This is a genomic window from Sediminicoccus sp. BL-A-41-H5 (genome assembly GCF_050632405.1).
Classification (GTDB): domain Bacteria; phylum Pseudomonadota; class Alphaproteobacteria; order Acetobacterales; family Acetobacteraceae; genus Roseococcus.
Map to the genome: position 1 here is coordinate 4007408 of NZ_CP192601.1, position 17247 is coordinate 4024654.

Genomic DNA, 17247 nt, shown 5'->3' on the forward strand with positions numbered 1-17247 from the left:
GCTTACTGTCCCTTGGCGGAGAGGGCGGCGTCGGCGTTTTCCGCCAGTTCGCGGGCGAGCTCCTCGGGCGACTTCTCGGCCGCCTTGGCGAGGATGATCTGGTCCAGCTCCTCCACGTCGGAGAGGCGCTGCGGCCATTCGCCCGAGCGGATGCAGCGCACGCAGCGCACGACTTCCACCAGCCCCTGCAGCAGCATGATGAAGCCGACGACGGGGATGATGCCCTTGAAGGGCCAGATGATGGGGCCGGAGGGCGAGAACATGCTGCGCTCGTTCTGGATCCAGCTCAGCTCGAAGAAGTGCCAGCCGGCCACCATGAAGGCGAAGATCGCGGGGAAGAAGAACAGGATGTAGAGCAGCAGGTCGAGCATGGCCTGCCGGCGCGCGGGCATCATGCGGTAGAGGAAGTCGCCGCGCACATGGCCGTTCCGGCTGAGCGCATAGGCGCCCGCGAACATGAAGAGCGTGCCGTAGAGCATGTACTGCACGTCGTAGCCCCAGTTGGTGGGGGCCGAGAAGAAGCGCCGCGCGATCACCTCGTAGGTGATGGCCGCCGTCAGCAGCAGGATGGTCCAGGAGAAGGTCTGGCCGATCAGGGTCGAGAACCGGTCCACCGCCAGCAGCGCGCGGCTCACCACCTCATTGGTGGAGAAGGCGATGCCGATGATGAGGGCGACGACGACGAGGCCCGCGAGGCCGCCTGTCACTAAACTGTCGGTCATGTTCAGTGTCCCTGATACGAAACCGGCCCGGTGAGGGATGCTCACCGGGCCGGGAAGTGACGCTCCGTCCGCTCAGCCGCGGGCGAAGAAGTGGTTGTAGGAGACCACCGGGCTCACCTGGTAGCGCAGCATGAAGTTGCCCACGCGGCGGCACCAGTCGCGCTGGCTGTCGCACACCTTCTTGAAGAAGGGCCCGGCGGCGGGGTTGCTGTTGTCGGCCTCCTGGCGCTCGATCACGCGGTTCCAGGCCTGGAGCTGGGCGTCCAGGATGGGGCGCGGGGTCGGGCGGACATTGACGCCCTGGGTCTGCGACATGGCGAGCAGGTCGCGCGAGTAGCGGTCCTGCAGCTTCCAGGACATGTCGGCCGAGGCGGCTTCCGCGCAGTGGCGCAGCAGGGCCTGGTTCTCCGCCGGGAGCGCGTCGAAGCGCTGGCGGTTGAACAGGATCTCGAAGGCCTCCACCGCCTGATGGTAGGACTGGATGTAGTAGTTCTTGGCCACGTCGGGGAAGCCGAGGACGCGGTCGGAGGAGGGGTTGTTGAACTCCGCCGCGTCGATGACGCCGCGCTCCAGCGCGGGCACGATCTCGCCGCCCGGCAGCGCCACGACGGCCGCGCCCATCTCCTGGAAGAGGTCGGTGGCGAGGCCCACGGTGCGGTAGCGCAGGCCGCGGATCTGCTCGGCGCGCTCGATCGGGTTGCGGAACCAGCCCAGCGGCTGCGTCGGCATCGGGCCGCTCAGGAAGCCCACCGCGTTCATCCGCAGCGTGTCGTGCATCAGTTCGCGGTACAGGGCCTCACCGCCGCCATAATAGAACCAGCCGAGCAGCTGGTTGGCGTCGCCGAACCAGGGCGGCGTGGTGCCGAAGAGGCTGAAGGCGCGGTTGCGGCCGAACCAATAGGCCGAGACGCCATGGCCGCCATCCAAGGTGCCGGCATGCACGGCGTCGAGCAGCTGGAAGGCGCCGACGACGGCGCCCGCGGCCAGCAGCTCGAGGCGCAGGCGGCCGCCGCCCATGGCGTTGACGCGGCTGACATAGTCGCCGGCGAATTCGTGGAAGATATCGCGCTGCGGCCAGGTGGACTGGAAGCGCAGGGTGACGGTCTGCGCGCGGCTGACCTGCGGGGTGGCCAGCACGGCGGCGCCCACGGCGGCGACGGCGGAGGCCTTCAACAGGCCGCGACGGCCGGCATTTTCGGTTTCGGTCATCATTTCGCTCCCATGCGAGGCGCTGCTTGTGCCGCGCTGTGGCGTCGCCTTAAACAATGGGAAACAGTTGTGCAATGGCGGAGTTGTTCGCCCTTCCTTCTTGACTCTTGCCCAGGGACATCGCAACGAAGACGGCCAAATGCCGGGGTCCGATGAGCGAAATCCTTGAACCCGTGAGCCTTGCCGGGCGCCGGCCCCGCCGCGCGCCCTCGCCGCCCGAATATTGTCTCGACGCCTCGGCCGGGCATCTGCTGCGCCTCGCGCATCAGCGCTACCAGGCGATGTTCCAGGAAAGGGCCCAGGGTCTCGGCCTCACCGGCCCGCAATTCGCGACCCTCGTGCGCCTCTCCCAGATGGGCCGCGCGACGCAGAACCACCTGGGGCGCCTGGCGGGCATGGACTCCGCGACGATCCAGGGCGTGGTGCGCCGCCTGATCGCCCGCGGCCTCATGCGCACCGCGAGCGACCCGCTGGACCGGCGGCTGCGCGTGCTGACCATCACCGCCGAGGGCGAGGCGGTGGTGCAGGAAGGCCGCCAGGCGGGGATGCGCGCCAATGACGCTCTGATGGCCGGCCTCTCCGAGGGCGAACGCGCCCAACTCGTCACCCTGCTGCGCCGCCTCTCGCCCGGCTGATCAGATCGCCGGCCAATCCGGCCGCTCGAAGCGCTGCACCTCGATCGTGTAGCCGGCCGGATCGTTGAAGAAGAAATGCGTGATCCGGTAGGCCTCGGAATAGGTGGGCTGCATCGGCAGCGTCACGCCCTTGGCGGTGAGGAAGGCATGCCAGCCCTCCACATCCGGCGTCACCAGCGTGAAGACCACGCCGCCCACCACGCGCGGATTGTCCGAGGCGCGCGGCGCCCGCGCGCGGCAGATGCCCACGAAGGCGCGCGTGCCGTCAATGCCATAGATCCGCACGCTGCCCTGGTCCTGCACCAGGGGCAGCTCCAGCACCTCCTCATAGAAGCGCCAGCATTCCTCGGGGTTCTCGGCGTAGAGGAAGGTGACCTGCTGCTCCAGGCTCGGTCTCATTCGGCGGCGACCTTCGCGGCCTCCTCCATGGCGATCTTCAGCAGGCCGTCGCGCGTCTGCGGCAGCTTGCGGCCGAGCAGCTGTTCCGCCACCTGGTTGCGCAGGATCTGCGCCGTGCCGCCTGCGATCGGGAACATCCGCGCATCGCGCACCGCGCGCTCCATCGGGTTCTCGCGCGAATAGCCGGCCGCCCCCCAGAGCTGCAGCGCCATGTTGGTGACCTCGACGGCGCTGTCGGCGGCCAGCACCTTGGCGCGGGCGGCCATCAGCCGGTCCGGGAAGCCGTTCGGCCCGGCCGAGGCGGCCGCCTGCCAGATCAGCGCGCGGCTGGCTTCGAGCTTGATGGACATGTCGGCCAGCATCCAGCCCAGGCCCTGGAATTCCGCGATGGGGCGGCCGAACTGGCGCCGCTGCTGCACGAAATCGAGCGCGCGGTCATAGGCGCCGGCGGCGATGCCGAGTGCCGCCGTGGCCGCGCCCACGCGCTGGCCGTTATAGGCGTCCATCAGCTTGCCGAAGCCGCGCTTGAAGCCGCCCGGCGCGCGCAGGACCATGTCATCCGCCACCTCCAGGTCGCGGAAATGCAGCTCCGCCTCGGGCATGCCGCAGAGGCCCATGGAGGGGATGCGCTTGTGCACCACCAGGTTCGCCGGATCATTCGCGCCGTTGCGGACGACGAGGAAGCCGCCGATCCCCTGCTCGACCCCGTTCTCGATGGCGCGGGCGAAGATCAGGTGCAGCTTCGAGACACCGCCGCCCGTGATCCAGTGCTTCACGCCATTGATGACCCACTTGTCCCCGCGCTTCACGGCCGTGGTGGTCATCTCGGAGGCGGCGGAGCCGGCCTCGGGCTCGGTGATGCAGATGGCGGGCTTGTCGCCGGCGAGCACCAGGTCGGCCGCGATGCGCTTCTGGGCCGGCGTGCCATAGGCCATGATGGCGCCGATCGCGCCCATGTTCGCCTCGACCGCGATGCGCCCGCAGACGGCGCAGCCCTTGGCCATCTCCTCCACGACGAGGACGGCATCGAGGTAGGACGCGCCCTGGCCGCCCCATTCGCGCGGCACGGTCATGCCCATGAAGCCGGCCTGCGTCATCTTCTGGACCATCGGCCAGGGGTATTGCGTGCTGCGGTCGGTCTCCGCCGCCTGCGCGAAGGCCTCCTGCGCCAATTCCCGGGCGGCATCGCGAATCCGGACCTGGGCCGGGGTGAGCGTGAACATGGTCATTTCCCCAATCTGTCCTCGATGGCCTGGCGGGCCGCCGGTTGCAGTTTCAGCCCCTCGCCGAGCCGGTCGAGCCAGGCGCGTTCTTCCGCGCTGATCTCGCCCGCCGCGGCGAAGGCGGCCGCGTAAAGTTGCGCGCGCAGGATGGGGTCCCGCGCGGCATTGGACAACTCCTCCACGGTCGCGGGGCGGTCGAAATCCGCCAGCACCTGGTCGCGCTCGGCCGCACTCAGCCCGGCGGCGTCGAGCTGCGCCGCGATGGCCTGGCGCTCGGCGCGGTCCACCACGCCATCGGCGCGGGCGGCGGCGATCATGGCGCGCAGCAGGAGGCGCGCCTCGGCATGCTCGGCGGAAGGGGAGGGGGGCGGCGGCGGGGCCTTCGCCGTCACCTCCGGCAGGCGACGTGCGGGCGGCGCCTGGGGTGCCGGAGCGCGCTGTGCAGGCGCGGGGGCCGGCGCCTTCTGCGGCGCGGGCGCGGGCTGCTGCCCGGACTTGGCCAGCGCCTCGGCCGCGATGGTGGCGAGCGCGCCCAGCGCCCGGCCCACCTGCCGCGTCTCGGCCTGGGTCATGCCGAACAGGCCGCTGCCGCCGGTGGCACGCCGCGTGGTGCCGCCGGCCCGCCGCCTTGGCGGTTGCGCGGCCCCGCCCAGAACCGCGCCGAAGATCCGTCCGAGGTCCATTCCTTCACTCCAATCCGGCCGCGATGGCCTGCGCGAGGGCGCGGAATTCCGCCGCGCGCGGGCTGCGCGGGCGCCAGGCCAGCGCGAGCGTCCGCGCCGGCGGCATATCCGCCAGCATGGGCCGCACCACAAGATCCGTGCCCCCCAGCACGCCGCCCTCGATGGCCAGCCGCGGCAGCACCGTCACGCCGAAGCCCCCCGCCACCATGTGCACCAGCGTGTGCAGCGAGGTGGCGGCGAAACCGCCGGAGGACATGCCGCGCGGCAGGCCGCAGGCCTCCTGCGCCTGGGCGCGCAGGCAATGCCCATCCTCCATCAGCAGCATGCGCTCGCCCGCCAGCGCGCCCAGCGGCACCTCGTGAAGGGCGGCCAGCCGGTGATCGGGCGGCAAGGCGAGCAGGAAGGGATCGGTCGCGATGGGCTGGATCTCGGCCGCGGCGCAGTCGCAGGGCAGGGCCAGCAGCAGCAGGTCGAGCCGCGCCTCGGTGAGCTGCGCCATCAGGCGCTCGGTCATCTCCTCGCGCAGGATGAGCTGCAGGCGGGGGAAGGCGCCGCGCAGCGCGGGGGTGAGGCGCGGCAGCAGGAAGGGCGCGATGGTCGGGATCAGCCCGAGGCGCAGCGTGCCCGAGAGCGGATCGCGCGAGGCGGTCACCGCTTCGCTCACCGCTTCCAGCGCGGCGAGCGCCACCCGCGCCTGTTCCAGCACCTCGAGGCCGAGGGAGGTGAAGACCGGCCGCCTGGTGGTGCCGCGCTCGATCAGGGTCGCGCCCAATTGCCGTTCCAGCGCCTGGATGCCGGCCGAGAGCGTGGATTGCGTCACCGCGCAGGCCTGCGCCGCGCGGCCGAAATGCCCATGCTCCGCCAGGGCTGCGAGGTAGCGGAGCTGCTGGGGCGATGGGAAGGTCATGCGAGCTCTTCCTTGGTGCCCGGAGGCGGCGCGGGTCAAGCGCATCGCGCTGTGCCAGGCTCGGCGGATGGACCCCACCGCCCGCGACTATGACGCCCTCGCCGCCGAATATGCCCGCCATGTGGCGGGCGAACTCGCGCACAAGCCGATGGACCGCGCCTGGTTGCAGGGCTTCGCGCGCGGAATGGCGGGCCGCGGCCTGGTGGCCGATCTCGGCTGCGGGCCGGGCCACTTCGCGGCCTTCCTCGCCGCTGAGGGCGCCGAGACGCTGGGCCTGGACATCTCGCCCGCCATGGTCGCGCTGGCCCGCGCCGCCCACCCCACCCTGGCCTGGGAGGTGGGCGACCTGCGTGCCCTCGGCCAGCGGCCCGGCCGCTTCGCCGGCGCCGTCGCCATGTATTCCCTGATCCATCTGGAGGAAGCGGAGCTGCCGGCCGCGCTCCGTGCCTGCCACCGGGCCCTGATCCCGGGCGGGGTGTTCCGCGCGGCGGTGCATCTGGGCGAGGGCGTGCTGCGGCCGGAGGCGATGTGGGGCGTGCCGGTCCGCCTCGGCTTCCGCCTCTTCGCCGAGGGCGCGCTGGATGACGCGCTCCGGGCGGCGGGCTTCACCGTCACGGAATCCCTGGTGCGCGAGCCCTACCCGGAGGTCGAATACCCCTCCCGCCGCGCCTATGTGACGGCGCGGGCCTGACGGTTCACTCCGCCGGCGCGGGCGCGCGGGGCGGGCTGGGCGCAGCCTGGTTCCACATCTCGGGCTTCAGCTCCTCCGGCCGGTTCGGGAACCAGAGCGCGCAGGCCAGCGTGACCGAGGCCACACCCGCCAGCACCACCATGGCCAGCGCCATGTCACCCGTCGCCTCATGCAGGAGGCCCACCAGCGGCGAGGCCAGGGCCGCGCCCAGGAAGCCCACGGTGAAGCGGATGGAGTAGAGCTTCGCGCGCAGCTCTGGCGCCACGTAGCGCGCCGTCATCGTCTCGTTCACCGTCACCTGGCCGAAGATGGCGGCGGCGACCATCGCCGAGATCGGCAGCACCGCCCAGCCATCGAGGAAGGAGAGCGCCAGCAGCCCCGGCACCTGCACGATGGCGAGCGGCATGAAGACGCTCTTCAGCGTGCGGCGATCAATCATCTGCCCCACCGTGTATTGCGTCACACCGCCGCAGATGGTGGCGAGGAAGGCGAGCAGCCCTACCACCGGCAGCAGGTCCGGGCTGCCCGCCAGCCGCTCCTGCATCAGCTTCGGCAGCAGCAGCGTATAGGCGTTGAACACGAGGCCCGAGACGGTCGCGATGGCGAGGAGCGAGATCACGGCGCGGCGCACCACATCGGCCGGGATGGTCGGGAAGGGGCGCGTCTGCACGCCGGCCTTCCGTGCGTCGAAGGGGGGCTCGCGCAGATAGAGCAGGCCGATGGCCATGCAGACCAGGCCCGGCAGGACGAAGGCATAGCGCCAGCCGAATTCCGCGGCGAGGAAGGCGGTGACGACCGGCGCCAGCGCCACGCCGAGATTGCCGAAGACGCCGTTGATTCCCATGGCGCGGCCCACGCGATCCCCGCCCGCTTCGGCGATGATGGCCGTGCCGATCGGGTGATAGATGGCCGAAAACGCCCCCATCATGGCGAGCGCGATCGCCAGCCCCCAGGGCCCGGCCACCAGCCCCGCCAGCGCCATGCCGCCGCCCGAGCCCAGGAAGAAGGCCGACATCATCGCCTTGCGACCGAAGCGGTCCGCGAGCCAGCCCATCGGCAGCGCGCCCAGCCCGTAGAGCACGAACATGGCGGTGCCCAGCGCCAGGATCGGCCCGTAATCGCCGCCGAAGGCCTCCTCCTGCTGCACCATGGCGAGCACGGCGGTGGCGAGAACCAGAAGGCCGTAATGGGTGAAGCTATGGGCGGCGTTGATGAAGCAGACCTGGCGCGTGGCGGGAGTCATGGGAGTTTCCTTTCCAGGGTGGGCAGGCTAGCCTGTCTGTCCAGCAACGCCAGGACGATCTATGTCGCTGATCGGCCAAAACCTGAGAACCATCGCCCATGAGCGGGTGGACCGCCCGCTCGCCGCCTTCGCGCGCGACTATGCGGAGGGCGAGGCGACGGGGTGGCACGCCCATGCCCGCGCGCAGCTGCTCTACGCCACACAGGGCGTGATGCGCGTGGCCACGCCCGGCGCGGGCTTCGTGGTGCCGCCCGGCCGCGCCCTCTGGGTGCCGGCGGGGATGGAGCATGAGGTCCGCACCGAGGGGCGGGTCGCCATGCGCGCCCTCTTCTTCCGCGCCGATGCGGCGCGGGTGGGGGAGGCGGCGCCCGCCGTGCTCGGCGTCTCGGCCCTGCTGCGCGAATTGATCCTGGCCGCCTGCGCCGAGCCGCTGGAATGGGACGAGGCCGGGCGCGGCGGGCACCTGGCCGCGCTGATCGCGGAGGAGGTGGCGCGCGCCCCGCGCCTGCCCTTCGGCGTGCCCGCGCTGCGCGATGCGCGGCTCAGGCGCCTCGCCGAGGCGCTGGCGGCGGAGCCGGCGAGCGACCTCAGCCTGGAGGAATGGGCGGCGCGCTGCGGCGCCAGCGCGCGCACCCTGGCGCGCCTCTTCCAGGCCGAGACCGGCATGGGCTTCGCCCGCTGGCGCCAGGCGCTGCGCCTGACCGAGGCCGCCGCCCTGCTGGCCCAGGGGGCCACGCCCGCCCAGGCGGCGGCGGCGGTGGGCTATGCCAGCGCGCCCGCCTTCGGCGCCGCCTTCCGCGCGGCCTTCGGAATCACACCCGGAGAAGCCCGCTGATGGATCCGATGATCCGCTGGGGCATCCGCCTCGCCCAATGGTTCCGCAACCCGCCCTCGCGCCAGCATGTGCGGATCATGGTGGCGGTGCTCGCCTTCTGCGCCGCGCTGGTCCTGGTGGAGCGCCTCATCGGCTGGCCGGAATGGGCGACGCTGGGCAACCACCCGCCGCGCGTGGCGCGTTAGGCGGCCTCTCCGCCGGGTGGCCCGGTGAACATCACCCAGACGCCGAGGTCGGGCGAGAAATCCTCGAAGCGATGCGGCACATGGGCGGGCACGAAGATCGCATCGCCCGGCCCGAAGGGCAGGCGCTCTTCGCCGCGCCGGAACCAGCCCTGGCCGGTGACGACCACATAGACCTCGTCCTGCTCATGCGGCCCCTGCGGGTCCTCGCCGCGCGGCGCGTACCAGCGCAATTGCAGGCTGCCATGGCCGAAGATGCGGGCCGAGATCCGCCCCGGTTCCGGCGGCGCGGCCATGGCCTCGGCCAGGGGGAAGACGAAGCGGCTCACCCGAGGCCGAGCACGTCATTCATCGAATAGAGGCCGGGCGGCCTGCCCTTCAGCCATTGCGCGGCGCGCACCGCGCCGGTCGCATAGGCGCGGCGGTCGAAGCTGCGATGGGTCAGCGCGATATGCTCCGAGCCCGCGGCGAAAAGCAGCGTGTGCTCGCCCACCACCTGCCCGCCGCGCAGCGCCGCGAAGCCGATGGTGCCGGTGCCGCGCGCGCCGGTATGGCCGTCGCGCCCCGACTCGCGGCCGGCTTCCTCCAGCGTGGTGCCGCGCCCGCGTGCCACCGCGCGGCCCATCGCGATTGCGGTGCCCGAGGGCGCATCCACCTTCTGCCGGTGATGCATTTCCACGATCTCGGCGTCGTACTGGCTGCCGGGCAGGGCGGCGGCCAGCTTCTCGGCCATGGCGATGACGAGGTTCACGCCCGTCGCGAAATTCGCCGCATAGACGATGGGCGCGCGCTTCGCTGCCTCGGCCACCGCCGCCTCCTCCTCGGCCGAGAGGCCGGAGGAGCCCAGAACGAGGCCGCGCCCCAGCTCGGCCGCCAGCGCCGCGTGGCGCGGCGCGCTGTGCGCGTGGGTGAAATCGATCACCACCTCGCTCTTCTCGAAGAGGGCGCGGGGGTCGTCCGCCCGCCCGGTGCCGCCGGTGAGGGTGCAGCCGGCGGCCGCCACCTCCTCGGCCAGGAGCTTGCCCATGCGGCCGGCGATGCCGGCAATGCCGATCTGCGTCATGCGGGCTTCATGCCATGGGCGCCCCGGCCCCGCCAGATCAGCCGGGCTTGAGCAGCCAGAACAGCAGCGCCAGCGCCCAGAGCGAGACGGCGGTCACCGCCACACGCTCGGCATGCCAGGCGAGGCGCGCGCGCAGCACGGAGACGATCTGCGCGCGGTTCACCTCGGCGCTGAGCCAGTTCGCCGGCACGCCCGCGCCGCGCAGCATGGCATAGACCTCGCTGTGGCGGATGTTGCGGCGCGGCGCGCGCCAGGCGGCGAAGGCGAGGCCCGCGGCCAGCATCGCCGCGATCTCCGCCCCGGTCCGGAAGGCCAGCACCAGGTCGAAGGAGAGGGAGAGCATGACCGTGACGGCGCCAAGCCCCACGAAGGCGCAGGCGCGGCGGATGGAGATGTCGGCGAAGGCGTCGAGGCGATCCATGCGGTTCTCCAGCCCGGGAGAGCCTGATCCTACACGCAGGGGTTGTCGTCAGCGCAAGCCGAACATCACCAGCAGCACGGCGCTGCCGAGCCAGACCCACATGGCGTTGGTGAGCGACATCCCCAGCCGCTCGGCGATGGCGCCCGGCACGGCGGAGAGGAGCAGCGTGCCGGTCGAGACCATCAGGCTCGCGCCGTAGAAGATGGTCTCCCGCGTGGCGGGCATCATCTCGGGCATCCAGACCGGATGGAGGTGCCAGACCACGGCCAGCATGGGCGAGATGAAGCCGTTGATCAGGCAGACGGCGACGATGGTGACGAAGAGGCCCTGCGGCGTCATGGCTCAGCCCCCCGTCGCGGCCGGCGCCAGGCGGGGCGCCCAGCCGGCGGAAATCATGAAGATGCCGAAGACGAGCCGGAGCCCGAAGAGCCAGCACATGGCCACCAGTGGCAGGTACATGGGCGAGATGTAGCTCGGCACCAGGCGCGCCGCGCTCCAGACCGCCCAGTCGCTCAGCACGCGGAAGCCGCGCCAGATGTAGTTCGGGCTGTCGTAAGGCAGGAAGAAGCTCATCATGAAGCGGCCGATGCAGGCCCAGGCCGTCAGCGCCAGCGTGTAGGTGATGAGCCAGAAGGGCAGGTGCCCGAAGACGAAATGCGGCTGTTCCATGGGTCCTGGCGCTGCGAAAGATTCCTCGGGAGGATGATTCAGCGCCTCGGCGATGCCGCCTCGACGCATCATGCTCCCCTCAAAAAAAGATGGGGCGGCCGCGTTGCCACGGCCGCCCCTGTTACCCGAAAGCCGGGGTGTTGTTCAGTCCACCGCCTCGCGACGGTCGGCCAGGCGAACCCCACCGCGCGGGATGCGGATGTCTTCCACGAAGTTCTGCATCGCCTGAGACGGGGCGGTGGTGAACTTCGAGACCAGGTAGATGGTCAGGAAGGAGAGCGGCACGCCGAAGACGCCGCCCGAGATGTTGTTCAGGCCCCAGAGGCGCCCGACCACGCGGCCACGCAGCACCACATGGTCCGTCGGCAGCCCGCTGCCGGCCCAGATGGAGCCGAACCAGGCCAGGGTGCCGTCCTGGATCGCCGAGGCATTGGCGACGAGGCCGGCGGCATAGGCCTTGAGCTCCGCCGAGGCCATCGGCAGCGCGGCCGTGGCGGTGGCGGCGCGCAGGATCGCCTCCTTGGTGCCGAAGGTCTGCATGAAGTGCAGGCCGAAGAACTCGGACCAGATCAGGTAGAAGAAGGTCACGAGGTAACCCACGGCCATGCCCCAGCAGGCGGCGGCATTGGTGGTCTTCTTGTACCAGACGCCCATCACCAGCGCGGCAAACAGGCCGGCGGCGGCGATGGAGAAGGCCCAGGCGACGAGGAACAGGATGTCCGCGCCCATGGAGCCCGCCGTCCAGGCCGCGGCAACCGCCACGATCAGGAGCAGCACGCGGGAGATGATCAGGCGCTTGGCGGTCGGCGCGTCGCGGTTGATCATCTTGTAGTAGACGTCGTGGCTGAGCGCATTGGCCAGCGCCAGCAGCAGGCCATCCGCCGTCGAGAGCGCGGCGGCGAGGCCACCGGCCGCCACCAGGCCCGCGATGACGTAGGGCAGGCCCGCGATTTCCGGGGTGGCGAGCACGACCACGTCCGGATGGATGCGGAAGTCACCCCACTGGACGATGCCGTCCCGGTTCACGTCCACGATGTTCACCCAGGGCGTGCCGTAGGGCGAGATGATCTGCCAGTTCTTGATCCACTCCGGCAGGTTCGCGATCGGCTGGCCGATCACGGTCTGGTAGATTTCCAGCTTGCCGAAGGCCGCATAGGCCGGCGCCGTGAAGTACAGCAGGAAGATGAAGAACAGCGACCAGGCGACCGAGGCGCGGGCTTCACGCACCGACGGCGTCGTGAAGTAGCGCATCAGCACGTGCGGCAGGGCCGCGGTGCCGACCATGAGGCAGAAGATCAGCGCGAAGAAGTTGACCGCCGCGTTCATGCTGAACTGGCCGTTCGCGCCGATGAAGGGGGCGGTGTGCCAGCCGACCACGCCCGGGGGCGGCGTCATGCCGGCCGCGCGGAAGCCCTGCTCCAGCACCTCGATGCGCTCCAGCGCCAGCCCGTACATGAGCTGCGGGATGGGCACGCCCGAGATCTTCACCGACATCAGGATCGCCGGGATCAGGTAGGCGATGATGAGGATGATGTACTGCGCCACCTGGGTCCAGGTGACGGCGCGCATGCCGCCCAGCATGGAGCAGACCAGGATGCCGGCCAGGCCCAGGAACACCGCCGTGAGGAACGAGACCTCCAGGAAGCGCTGGGTGATGATGCCCACGCCCACGATCTGCGCCACGACGTACACGAAGGAGGCGGTGATCAGGACGATGACGCCGATGGAGCGCGCCCAGTTGCCGCCGAATCGGGCGCCCAGGAAGTCCGGCACGGTGTACTGGCCGAACTTGCGCAGATAGGGCGCGAGCAGGATGGCGACGAGCATGTAGCCGCCGGTCCAGCCCAGGATGAAGGCGAGGCCCCCATAGCCCAGCGCATAGAGGCTGCCGGCCATGCCGATGAAGCTCGCGGCCGACATCCAGTCGGAGCCGGTGGCCATGCCGTTATATATCGCGGGAACACGTCGGCCCGCGACGTAGTATTCGGAAGCGACCTGGGTGCGGCTGATGATGCCGATATAGGCATAGACGCCGATCGTCAGGAAGACGAAGAGGTAGCCGATGATGCGGTCGGGCACGCCCATCTGCTCGAGGATGCCCAGCAGCACCACGAAGAAGGCGAAGCCGCCCGTGTAGCCGACATAGATCTTGTTCAGATTGGCGATGAAGGGGTCTTTCGCCCCGGTGGCGTCAGCCATTTACGCGTCCTCCTGCACGCCGAACTCCTCGTCGATCTCGTTCTGGCGCTTGGCGAACCAGAAGAGGCCGACGACGAAGATGATCAGGCTGCCCTGGGCGGCCATGTAGAAGCCCAGCGGGAAGCCGAAGATATGGATGGGGTTCAGCGTCTGCGCGAAGAAATGCACGCCGAAGCCAGCCGCGAACCAGATGGCGAGGACCGTCCACATCAGGCCGGAGGTCTTCTTCCAATAGGCTTGCGCGGTGGCCGGGTCCACGGCCGCGGTGGTTGCGGATTCCGGCTCGGGACCGGACTCAACTAAGGGCATGCTCTCTCTCCTCCCGGCGCGGGTTTCCGACCCACGCCCTCCAATTTGTCATCTAACGAAGGCAGATCGGCCCGTTTAGTTAAGAATGGTTAACCTTTAATCCCATGGAAAGGTCGTGGCTTTCGCGCCATACCCGCCCCCTCCGGAGTGCAGCCCTTGGCCCTTCTCGATTTTTTCCGCCGCCGCCCCGAGGCCTCGCCCGAGGCGCTGGGCCGCTTCCTGCATGCCCAGGCCGCTTATGTCGCGCAGAAGACCGTGCTGGATTACTGCCGCGTCAAGGCGGGGAGGAGCGAAAAGCAGCTCTTCGGAGACCCGGATTTCCAGGTGGCGCTGGCGCATTGCCGCTGGCAGGTCTTCTTCTCGGCGCTGACCGATGTGACGGCGCTCATCGAAGCCCATCTGCGCCCCCACGCCCCGGGCCGGGAAGGGGAGCTGGCGGCGGCGCTGGCCCCGCTGCATGCCGCCGCCCTTCTCGCCGAACCGCCGCCCGCGGAGGAACTGGCCAGCGCCGAGGCGGCGCGTGACACGCTGTCCCACCACCTGGCCGGGCTGCAGGCCGAGCCCGCCCTGCCGGCGCACCGGCTGCCGCTCCTGGCCGAGCCGGTGCTCTTCGCCACCCTGCCCATTCATGCCGATCAGCGGCGGGGCGAAAGCCTCGCCATCAAGGGCGCGCTGCGCTTCCAGATCGTGAGCACGCAGCAGGAGCTGGAGCGTCGTTTCGATGCCGCAGAAACCATTCGTAGTCTTTTGAATTCACGTTAATTTTTGCGGTGCAGCAATGTAATGAATTACACCTTCGGCATGCACCCTTAATTTGATCCGGCGCAAGGTCTCGGCCACAACCAACCTGTTCTGTTGCTGACACTGCCTCGCTGGTCGCCCCGCGCCTCCAGCCCGTGTTCGCATGGACGTTTTCGTCTGAAAAAAGAAAGGGTTGGGAATGGCATCAGCAGCAGTCGCGGCATCGGGCCCGAAGCCGATGACGCCCGAGGAGAAGAAGGTCATCCTGGCCTCCTCCCTCGGCACCGTGTTCGAGTGGTATGACTTCTACCTCTACGGTTCGCTCGCCGCCGTCATCGGCGTGAAGTTCTTCTCCATGTATGACGAGACGACGCGCAACGTCTTCGCGCTGCTCGCCTTCGCCGCGGGCTTCCTCGTCCGGCCCTTCGGCGCGCTGGTCTTCGGCCGCCTGGGTGACCTTGTCGGCCGCAAATACACCTTCCTCGTCACCATCGTGATCATGGGTGCATCGACCTTCATCGTCGGCATCATGCCCACCTCGGACCAGATCGGCATTCTCGCGCCCATCGGCCTCATCATCCTGCGCATGCTCCAGGGGCTGGCGCTGGGCGGCGAGTATGGCGGGGCCGCGACCTATGTGGCCGAGCACGCCCCCAATGGGCGCCGCGGCTTCTACACCAGCTTCATCCAGATCACGGCGACGGCGGGCCTCTTCCTCTCGCTGCTGGTGATCCTGGGCACCCGCTCCATCCTGGGCGAGGCCGCCTTCGCCGATTGGGGCTGGCGCGTTCCCTTCCTGCTCTCTCTCGCGCTGCTCGCCATCTCGGTCTGGATCCGCATGCAGATGCAGGAAAGCCCGGCCTTCCAGAAGATGAAGGACGAGGGCAAGGTCTCCAAGGCGCCGCTGGGCGAGGCCTTCGGCCAGTGGAAGAACGCCAAGATCGCGCTCTTCGCGCTGCTCGGCCTCGTCATGGGCCAGGCCGTCGTCTGGTACACCGGCCAGTTCTACGCGCTGTTCTTCATCGGCTCCGTGCTGAAGGTGGATGGCTTCACGACCAACATGCTCATCGCCTGGTCGCTGGTGCTGGGTTCGGGCGGCTTCGTGTTCTTCGGCTGGCTGTCCGACAAGATCGGCCGCAAGCCGATCATCCTGGGCGGCTGCCTCATCGCCGCGCTCACCTACTTCCCGATGTTCAAGCTGATCAGCCATGAGGCGAATCCCGCCCTCTCGGCCGCGCATGCCAACATCTCGGTCGTGGTCTCGGCCGATACGGCGGGCTGCTCCTTCCAGTTCAACCCGACGGGCACGGCCCGCTTCACCCAGCCCTGCGACGTGACCAAGGCCGCGCTCGCCCGCGCCTCGGTGAACTACCGCGTCCAGAACACCCCGGGCCAGCAGGCCGTGACGGTGCAGGTGGCCAACCAGCCGGTGGTGAACGCCACCGTGGTGGAGAACGGCCAGGCGCGCATCAACCCGCAGTTCCAGGCCCAGCTCACCGCGGCGCTGAACGCGGTGAACTACCCGACGGCGGCCAACCCGACCGTGGTGAAGATGTCGGGTCCCTTCGACGTCTTCCGCGAGCAGCCGGCCGTGCTGATCCTGATGCTCACGCTGCTGGTGATCTACGTGACCATGGTCTACGGCCCGATCGCGGCGGCGCTGGTGGAACTCTTCCCCACCCGCATCCGCTACACCTCCATGTCGCTGCCCTATCACATCGGCAATGGCTGGTTCGGTGGCCTGATGCCGGCGACGGCGTTCGCGATCATCGCCCAGACCGGCGACGTCTATGCCGGCCTCTGGTACCCGATCGTCATCGCGCTCGCGACGGTGGTCATCGGCATCTTCATGGTGCCCGAGACCTACAAGCGGGACATCTTCGCCGAGAACGCGGACGGCTCTGCCAGCGCCGCGAACTTCAAGCACTGATCCCACATCCCCCGCGGGGATGACGGGCGCCGGGGGGCAACCTCCGGCGCCTTTTTCTTGGGGCATGCGGACTGATTGGTGCCCGGCCGCGCTTGCGCTATGGCTGGGGCGCAAACCGCGACAAGGCCCCGCATGCCCTCGGCTCTCATCACCGGCATCACCGGACAGGATGGCTCCTACCTCGCCGAACTCCTGCTGGAGAAGGGCTACACGGTGCACGGCCTGGTGCGCCGGGGCGGCGCAGCCGCGCGCGCCCGCATCGCGCACCTCATCACGCCCGCGAATGAGGGCCGCCTGATCCTGCACGAGGGCGACCTGACCGATGGCGGCAACCTGATCCGCGTCGTCCAGGACTGCCAGCCGGACGAGCTCTACAACCTCGCCGCCCAGAGCGATGTCGCCGTCAGCTTCGAAGTGCCGGAATACACCGCCGATGCCGATGGCCTCGGCACGTTGCGCCTGTTGGAGGCGATCCGCCTGGTCGGCCTGGAGAAGACGACGCGCTTCTACCAGGCCTCGACCAGCGAGCTCTACGGCAAGGTCCGCGCCGTGCCGCAGAACGAGCTGACGCCCTTCCATCCGCGCTCGCCCTATGGCGTGGCCAAGCTCTACGGCTTCTGGATCACGGTGAATTACCGCGAGGGCTACGGGATGCATGCCTCCAACGGCATCCTGTTCAACCATGAGAGCCCTCGCCGCGGCGAGGGGTTCGTCAGCCGCAAGATCACCCGCGCCGTCGCCGCCATCCATCTCGGCCGGCAGGATCACGTGGCGCTGGGCAATCTCGAGGCCCAGCGCGACTGGGGCCATGCGCGCGACTATGTCGAGGGCATGTGGCGCATGGTCCAGCAGCCCGTGGCCGATGACTATGTGCTGGCCACCGGCGAGACGCATCGCGTGCGGGACTTCGCGCGCCTCGCCTTCCGCGAGGTGGGCGTGGAACTGGACTGGGAGGGCACGGGCCCGGAGGAGATCGGCCGCTGCCGCGCCACCGGCCGCGTGCTGGTCCGCGTGGACCCCGCCTTCTTCCGCCCCGCCGAGGTGGACCTCCTGATCGGCGACGCCAGCAAGGCGCGGGAGAAGTTCGGCTGGCGGCCCAGCACCAGCCTGGAGGCGATGGTGGCCGAGATGGTGCGGGCGGATATCGCGGGCCTCGCCGCCGGCTGAGGCGATTTTCGCCATGGCG

At 69.7% G+C, this 17247-nt stretch carries 21 protein-coding genes; 7 read left to right on the forward strand and 14 right to left on the reverse strand.

Going from position 1 to position 17247, the window contains the following annotated elements:
- Window positions 1-2 precede the first annotated feature (2 nt).
- Both ACQ860_RS19605 and ACQ860_RS19610 read right to left on the reverse strand, forming a co-directional pair.
- The gene (locus ACQ860_RS19605; protein WP_431305016.1) at window positions 3-722 is read right to left on the reverse strand and encodes a TRAP transporter small permease subunit; all 720 of its coding nucleotides are present in this window, start codon (window positions 720-722) and stop codon (window positions 3-5) included.
- Between the two features lie 72 nt (window positions 723-794).
- Window positions 795-1931, reverse strand: a complete 1137-nt coding sequence (locus ACQ860_RS19610) for a TRAP transporter substrate-binding protein (protein WP_431305017.1) — start codon at window positions 1929-1931, stop codon at window positions 795-797.
- Window positions 1932-2083: 152 nt separating this feature from the next.
- On the opposite strand from ACQ860_RS19610, the gene ACQ860_RS19615 reads away from it, so the two are divergent.
- Window positions 2084-2566, forward strand: a complete 483-nt coding sequence (locus ACQ860_RS19615; RefSeq protein WP_431305018.1) for a MarR family winged helix-turn-helix transcriptional regulator — start codon at window positions 2084-2086, stop codon at window positions 2564-2566.
- On the opposite strand, the gene ACQ860_RS19620 is transcribed toward ACQ860_RS19615, so the two are convergent.
- From ACQ860_RS19620 to ACQ860_RS19635, 4 genes are read right to left on the reverse strand one after another with little or no spacing between them, the layout of a single operon-like run.
- Window positions 2567-2965, reverse strand: a complete 399-nt coding sequence (locus ACQ860_RS19620; RefSeq protein WP_431305019.1) for a VOC family protein — start codon at window positions 2963-2965, stop codon at window positions 2567-2569. It lies immediately after the preceding gene.
- Entirely contained in the window at window positions 2962-4188 is a 1227-nt protein-coding gene (gene acdA, locus ACQ860_RS19625; RefSeq protein ID WP_431305020.1) for a 3-sulfinopropanoyl-CoA desulfinase, read from the reverse strand. Before acdA ends, ACQ860_RS19620 begins: the two co-directional genes overlap by 4 nt.
- A 2-nt stretch (window positions 4189-4190) precedes the next feature.
- On the reverse strand, window positions 4191-4871 hold the full coding sequence (locus ACQ860_RS19630) for a DUF533 domain-containing protein (RefSeq protein ID WP_431305021.1): 681 nt from the start codon (window positions 4869-4871) through the stop codon (window positions 4191-4193).
- 4 nt (window positions 4872-4875) lie between these two features.
- Window positions 4876-5778, reverse strand: a complete 903-nt coding sequence (locus tag ACQ860_RS19635; RefSeq protein ID WP_431305022.1) for a hydrogen peroxide-inducible genes activator — start codon at window positions 5776-5778, stop codon at window positions 4876-4878.
- A 67-nt stretch (window positions 5779-5845) separates the two neighbouring features.
- On the opposite strand from ACQ860_RS19635, the gene ACQ860_RS19640 reads away from it, so the two are divergent.
- Window positions 5846-6469, forward strand: a complete 624-nt coding sequence (locus tag ACQ860_RS19640; RefSeq protein ID WP_431305023.1) for a class I SAM-dependent DNA methyltransferase — start codon at window positions 5846-5848, stop codon at window positions 6467-6469.
- A 4-nt stretch (window positions 6470-6473) separates the two neighbouring features.
- Here ACQ860_RS19640 and ACQ860_RS19645 read toward each other — a convergent pair whose 3' ends face one another.
- Entirely contained in the window at window positions 6474-7712 is a 1239-nt protein-coding gene (locus ACQ860_RS19645; protein ID WP_431305024.1) for an MFS transporter, read from the reverse strand.
- Window positions 7713-7773: 61 nt separating this feature from the next.
- Between ACQ860_RS19645 and ACQ860_RS19650 the strand changes: the two genes are divergently transcribed.
- Together ACQ860_RS19650 and ACQ860_RS19655 are read left to right on the forward strand one after the other, a co-directional pair.
- Window positions 7774-8547 (forward strand): helix-turn-helix domain-containing protein, encoded by a 774-nt coding sequence (locus ACQ860_RS19650; RefSeq protein WP_431305025.1) that lies wholly within the window; start codon window positions 7774-7776, stop codon window positions 8545-8547.
- Window positions 8547-8732 carry a hypothetical protein gene (locus ACQ860_RS19655; RefSeq protein WP_431305026.1) on the forward strand — a complete coding sequence of 62 codons (186 nt, stop codon included), beginning with the start codon at window positions 8547-8549 and terminating at the stop codon, window positions 8730-8732. The genes ACQ860_RS19650 and ACQ860_RS19655 overlap by 1 nt, the downstream gene beginning before the upstream one ends.
- On the opposite strand, the gene ACQ860_RS19660 is transcribed toward ACQ860_RS19655, so the two are convergent.
- The 7 genes from ACQ860_RS19660 to ACQ860_RS19690 all read right to left on the reverse strand — a co-directional run bounded on the left by ACQ860_RS19660 (window position 8729) and on the right by ACQ860_RS19690 (window position 13390).
- Complete coding sequence (locus ACQ860_RS19660) at window positions 8729-9058, reverse strand: cupin domain-containing protein (RefSeq protein WP_431305027.1); 330 nt, start codon at window positions 9056-9058, stop codon at window positions 8729-8731. The two genes, ACQ860_RS19655 and ACQ860_RS19660, sit on opposite strands and share 4 nt — an antisense overlap.
- Window positions 9055-9792 carry a 4-hydroxy-tetrahydrodipicolinate reductase gene (gene dapB, locus ACQ860_RS19665; RefSeq protein WP_431305028.1) on the reverse strand — a complete coding sequence of 246 codons (738 nt, stop codon included), beginning with the start codon at window positions 9790-9792 and terminating at the stop codon, window positions 9055-9057. The genes ACQ860_RS19660 and dapB overlap by 4 nt, the downstream gene beginning before the upstream one ends.
- A gap of 37 nt (window positions 9793-9829) precedes the next feature.
- Window positions 9830-10213: a hypothetical protein gene (locus ACQ860_RS19670; protein ID WP_431305029.1), complete on the reverse strand. Its 384-nt coding sequence runs from the start codon at window positions 10211-10213 to the stop codon at window positions 9830-9832.
- Window positions 10214-10261: 48 nt separating this feature from the next.
- Entirely contained in the window at window positions 10262-10552 is a 291-nt protein-coding gene (locus tag ACQ860_RS19675; protein WP_431305030.1) for a hypothetical protein, read from the reverse strand.
- Between the two features lie 3 nt (window positions 10553-10555).
- Complete coding sequence (locus ACQ860_RS19680) at window positions 10556-10882, reverse strand: hypothetical protein (protein ID WP_431305031.1); 327 nt, start codon at window positions 10880-10882, stop codon at window positions 10556-10558.
- A gap of 144 nt (window positions 10883-11026) precedes the next feature.
- Entirely contained in the window at window positions 11027-13081 is a 2055-nt protein-coding gene (locus tag ACQ860_RS19685) for a sodium:solute symporter family protein (RefSeq protein WP_431305032.1), read from the reverse strand.
- Window positions 13082-13390, reverse strand: coding sequence for a DUF4212 domain-containing protein (locus ACQ860_RS19690; RefSeq protein WP_431305033.1), 309 nt, complete (start codon window positions 13388-13390; stop codon window positions 13082-13084). It lies immediately after the preceding gene.
- A gap of 156 nt (window positions 13391-13546) precedes the next feature.
- On the opposite strand from ACQ860_RS19690, the gene ACQ860_RS19695 reads away from it, so the two are divergent.
- The 3 genes from ACQ860_RS19695 to gmd all read left to right on the forward strand — a co-directional run bounded on the left by ACQ860_RS19695 (window position 13547) and on the right by gmd (window position 17228).
- Window positions 13547-14152 carry a hypothetical protein gene (locus ACQ860_RS19695; protein ID WP_431305034.1) on the forward strand — a complete coding sequence of 202 codons (606 nt, stop codon included), beginning with the start codon at window positions 13547-13549 and terminating at the stop codon, window positions 14150-14152.
- A 178-nt stretch (window positions 14153-14330) separates the two neighbouring features.
- Window positions 14331-16061: an MFS transporter gene (locus ACQ860_RS19700; protein WP_431305035.1), complete on the forward strand. Its 1731-nt coding sequence runs from the start codon at window positions 14331-14333 to the stop codon at window positions 16059-16061.
- A gap of 132 nt (window positions 16062-16193) precedes the next feature.
- Window positions 16194-17228 carry a GDP-mannose 4,6-dehydratase gene (gene gmd, locus ACQ860_RS19705; protein ID WP_431305036.1) on the forward strand — a complete coding sequence of 345 codons (1035 nt, stop codon included), beginning with the start codon at window positions 16194-16196 and terminating at the stop codon, window positions 17226-17228.
- The last annotated feature ends 19 nt before the right edge of the window (window positions 17229-17247 follow it).

Bases quoted from the DNA above. Each gene is read 5' to 3' on its own strand.
- ACQ860_RS19620 (WP_431305019.1), bottom strand. From the start codon at position 2,965: ATGAGACCGAGCCTGGAGCAGCAGGTCACCTTCCTCTACGCCGAGAAC.
- ACQ860_RS19635 (WP_431305022.1), bottom strand. From the start codon at position 5,778: ATGACCTTCCCATCGCCCCAGCAGCTCCGCTACCTCGCAGCCCTGGCG.
- ACQ860_RS19685 (WP_431305032.1), bottom strand. From the start codon at position 13,081: ATGGCTGACGCCACCGGGGCGAAAGACCCCTTCATCGCCAATCTGAAC.
- ACQ860_RS19610 (WP_431305017.1), bottom strand. From the start codon at position 1,931: ATGACCGAAACCGAAAATGCCGGCCGTCGCGGCCTGTTGAAGGCCTCC.
- ACQ860_RS19630 (WP_431305021.1), bottom strand. From the start codon at position 4,871: ATGGACCTCGGACGGATCTTCGGCGCGGTTCTGGGCGGGGCCGCGCAA.
- ACQ860_RS19645 (WP_431305024.1), bottom strand. From the start codon at position 7,712: ATGACTCCCGCCACGCGCCAGGTCTGCTTCATCAACGCCGCCCATAGC.
- ACQ860_RS19675 (WP_431305030.1), bottom strand. From the start codon at position 10,552: ATGACGCCGCAGGGCCTCTTCGTCACCATCGTCGCCGTCTGCCTGATC.
- dapB (WP_431305028.1), bottom strand. From the start codon at position 9,792: ATGACGCAGATCGGCATTGCCGGCATCGCCGGCCGCATGGGCAAGCTC.
- acdA (WP_431305020.1), bottom strand. From the start codon at position 4,188: ATGTTCACGCTCACCCCGGCCCAGGTCCGGATTCGCGATGCCGCCCGG.
- ACQ860_RS19655 (WP_431305026.1), top strand. From the start codon at position 8,547: ATGGATCCGATGATCCGCTGGGGCATCCGCCTCGCCCAATGGTTCCGC.
- ACQ860_RS19700 (WP_431305035.1), top strand. From the start codon at position 14,331: ATGGCATCAGCAGCAGTCGCGGCATCGGGCCCGAAGCCGATGACGCCC.
- ACQ860_RS19680 (WP_431305031.1), bottom strand. From the start codon at position 10,882: ATGGAACAGCCGCATTTCGTCTTCGGGCACCTGCCCTTCTGGCTCATC.
- ACQ860_RS19615 (WP_431305018.1), top strand. From the start codon at position 2,084: ATGAGCGAAATCCTTGAACCCGTGAGCCTTGCCGGGCGCCGGCCCCGC.
- gmd (WP_431305036.1), top strand. From the start codon at position 16,194: ATGCCCTCGGCTCTCATCACCGGCATCACCGGACAGGATGGCTCCTAC.
- ACQ860_RS19640 (WP_431305023.1), top strand. From the start codon at position 5,846: ATGGACCCCACCGCCCGCGACTATGACGCCCTCGCCGCCGAATATGCC.
- ACQ860_RS19690 (WP_431305033.1), bottom strand. From the start codon at position 13,390: ATGCCCTTAGTTGAGTCCGGTCCCGAGCCGGAATCCGCAACCACCGCG.
- ACQ860_RS19605 (WP_431305016.1), bottom strand. From the start codon at position 722: ATGACCGACAGTTTAGTGACAGGCGGCCTCGCGGGCCTCGTCGTCGTC.
- ACQ860_RS19650 (WP_431305025.1), top strand. From the start codon at position 7,774: ATGTCGCTGATCGGCCAAAACCTGAGAACCATCGCCCATGAGCGGGTG.
- ACQ860_RS19670 (WP_431305029.1), bottom strand. From the start codon at position 10,213: ATGGATCGCCTCGACGCCTTCGCCGACATCTCCATCCGCCGCGCCTGC.